This is a genomic window from Methanocalculus sp. (genome assembly GCF_029762515.1).
Taxonomy (GTDB): Archaea; Halobacteriota; Methanomicrobia; order Methanomicrobiales; family Methanocorpusculaceae; genus Methanocalculus.
This window is the reverse complement of the sequence record NZ_JARVGN010000413.1, coordinates 1-1,940: the sequence shown is the minus strand read 5'-3', so window position 1 is coordinate 1,940 and position 1,940 is coordinate 1. Positions and strand designations below refer to the sequence as shown.

The window sequence follows — 1,940 nt, the reverse complement described above, 5'->3', positions numbered from 1 at the left end:
GATACACCGTGGTATCCCCCGGCGAAGGGGATTTTGGGGATGAGATCGAACGGCTTGCACCCGATTGCAGGTACGGGCTCGTGATCGCACCCGATCACCTCCTCGCAAATTTCACGAGAAGGATGGAAGGGGTTACCCATAATGTCGGAACGGACAGTACCAATGCAGCTGTCTGTGCCAATAAAAGGCTGACCGCCAGTCTTCTCGCTGAGCATGGCATTGATGTCCCAAAGGAAGTATCAGCCGGGATGCGGGTGATCAAGCCGGTCAGGGGATCGGGCTCTGTCAATGTCCGGATCGGGGATGAAGAACCAGGGGATGGCGAGTTTGGCCAGGAGATCCTGACAGGAGATCAGATCTCGGTCTCGGTGATCGGATCCCGCGTTGTCGGTGATGCATGCAGTTTCTATAGCGGGGCACCGCCGTTTGTCCTTGCCATCAACCGCCAGAAGATTACGATGGATGAGGGGAAGATCACCTACCTCGGCGGGGAGACGCCGGTGGATCATCCCCGTGCAGAGGAGATCAGGGAGATTGCACGGAAGGTTGTCACAACTCTCGGCTGCCAGGGGTACATCGGTATTGATATGATTGTCGGAGACCGGATCACCGTCATCGATGTGAATCCCCGGATCACGACAAGCGCAATCGGAATAGCCGCTGTGATGGAAGAGGAGATAGCTGACCTCCTGATCAAGGCGTCCGAGGGGATTGAGCCGGAGCCGGTTCACCTGAAGGGAACGGTGCTTTTTGATACACATGGTGGGATTATAAGGCAATGATCGGGATCGATATCGGAGGGGCAAATACCAAGATCGTCGATGGGGACGAGGTGATCATACGGTACTGCCCTCTCTGGAAGGAGGCGCCTATCACAGAGATCCTCTCGGAGTTTGACGGGTCGGCTGCTGTCGTGATGAGCGGAGAGCTTGCAGACTGTTTCTATTCAAAGAATGAGGGGATTTCGTTCATCGTCAACGCGGTGCGTGAGGTGCTTCCGGAGGCACGGTTTTATGGTACTGACGGGCGGTTCCATACCAAACCGGTGCCTGAACTTGCAGCGGCAAACTGGCTCGCATCTGCGGATCTCCTGAGGGATCGGTATCCTGATTCGGTGCTGGTTGACTTTGGGAGCACCACCGCCGATATCATACCGCTCTTTCCCTTTGAGGAGCTGCTGGGACAGACCGATCTCACCCGTCTCAGGAAGGGCTATCTCATCTACTGTGGGATGCTCAGGACACCGGTTGCCTCGCTCCTCCGTTCAGTGATAATTAATGGAGAAGTGACACCACTTTCAACCGAGTACTTTGCATCTGCCGGGGATGCACACCTGGTACTTGGCCATATCACTCCTGAGGAGTATACGACTCCGACACCGGATGGAAAGGAGGCGACCCGGGATCTGAGCCTTGCACGCCTTGCACGATCCGCCTGTGCCGATCTGGAGGAGGTCGGTGAGGCAGGGGCGGTAGCAATTGCCGAGGCATTCTGGAAGGCTGAACGGAGCCTTCTTGAAGAGTCGCTGAAGAGGATCGGGAAGCGGCCGCTCCTTGCAGGCGGGATCGGATCACGCCTCATCTCAAGTACGTTTGGCGGGACCGATCTCTTCGATGAACTTGGGCACTTTGCCGACGCACTCCCTGCATATGCAGTACGAGAGGTGGCAGAACGAAACGGTATCTGATTCCGCTCCTTCTCCTTGCCGGATCGGTTGCGATCACGGCACTCTCATTTCTCTTTGGGTATCCGTTCTTCTTCCTGCTATTCTTCTTCCCGCTCTTCTTTCTCAGGCGTAGGGGAACGAGAAGGTGCCCGGTCTGTGGGTGGGAGGCGGAGGGCGGCGAGCAGTTCTGCCCCTTTGACGGCACGCCCCTCGGCGATGAGCCCTGAAAGCGATATGATCCGGTTTGGAATGGGTATACCATACATATCAGTAA

General features: G+C 56.3%; 2 protein-coding genes. Both read left to right on the top strand.

Going from position 1 to position 1,940, the window contains the following annotated elements:
- The coding region (locus tag QCH34_RS11625; RefSeq protein ID WP_300334367.1) for an ATP-grasp domain-containing protein at window positions 1–782 on the top strand (782 nt) is incomplete at its 5' end.
- Complete coding sequence (locus QCH34_RS11620; RefSeq protein ID WP_300334364.1) at window positions 779–1,687, top strand: hydantoinase/oxoprolinase family protein; 909 nt, start codon at window positions 779–781, stop codon at window positions 1,685–1,687. The genes QCH34_RS11625 and QCH34_RS11620, both read left to right, overlap by 4 nt.
- The last annotated feature ends 253 nt before the right edge of the window (window positions 1,688–1,940 follow it).

Bases quoted from the DNA above. Each gene is read 5' to 3' on its own strand.
- QCH34_RS11620 (WP_300334364.1), top strand. From the start codon at position 779: ATGATCGGGATCGATATCGGAGGGGCAAATACCAAGATCGTCGATGGG.